Origin of the sequence: Campylobacter concisus (genome assembly GCF_002092845.1) — a bacterium.
Lineage (GTDB): Bacteria > Campylobacterota > Campylobacteria > Campylobacterales > Campylobacteraceae > Campylobacter_A > Campylobacter_A concisus_AQ.
Genome location: NZ_LVXF01000030.1, coordinates 1 through 912, shown reverse-complemented (window position 1 = coordinate 912; position 912 = coordinate 1). Strand labels below are relative to the sequence as shown.

The window sequence follows — 912 nt, the reverse complement described above, 5'->3', positions numbered from 1 at the left end:
GATATCTGAGTCTTCATTTTTTACTAAAGATATACTCTCATATATACTTTTATCAAAGCAGTGATGAAGATATATCTTATCTATATCTTCACTTGCCTTACCATCTTCGTTTTCAATGATGAGATTGTTTATTGTAAGAGTAAGACCTGAACTTGATGCTGATGTAGGCACTACATTGTTGCCATGAGCTAGACGAAGCTTCATATCAAACATAGCCGAGTCTTTATCATCTCTTAGGGTAAAGTTATTTTCTTTGGCGAAATTTAATAAAGAGAAATTTAGGTGTTTGTTGTTAGACGTTTGGTCTTCAAAGTACTTCATGCTTATAACGCCATCTTCTAGTTTATACTCTATATCATCGCTATTTTGCTTTATGCTAGTAAAGGTAGCACCATTTATCTTATCTTCTTCATTTTTGTTTTCTTGATAGAGTATTACCGTATCTTTGCTCTTTGCGTTTTTAAATTTTATCTCTTCATTTTTACTATCTTCGTAAGAGTCAAATTTAAAGTCAGTAAGTATTAGCTCGCATAAATTTACTTTACCATAGTTTGGCCTACTAGAATTTAGCTCTTTTGGATTTAGCTCACTGCAATCAAATGGAGTCTGACTAGCTAGCACAACGGTAAATTCGCTCTTTTTAGGTTGAAAGACTCTAATAGGAGTCGTCATCTTCCTTGGACATAGCAAGAGTATATTTTCTTGTTTGTAAAATTCCTCCTCTCTTTGCCTTAAGAGCTTATTTATTCTTGAAGTATTTGAGGCATTTGAGCTGACTAAATTTACGCAGTATACGTTTTCAAGGTTAAAGATCTTTGTGCTTTGAGTGCTTAGTAAAGAATTTATCTTTGTAACAAATGGCTGAAATAAAGCCTCGCACTTTGATACATCTGATGCGTTTAAATTTGACTC

Annotated in this window: 1 protein-coding gene; it reads right to left on the bottom strand. The window is 33.1% G+C overall.

From position 1 onward, the window contains the following. A partial coding sequence (locus A3854_RS09620; RefSeq protein WP_180378660.1) for a hypothetical protein occupies positions 1-912 on the bottom strand: 912 nt, incomplete at both ends.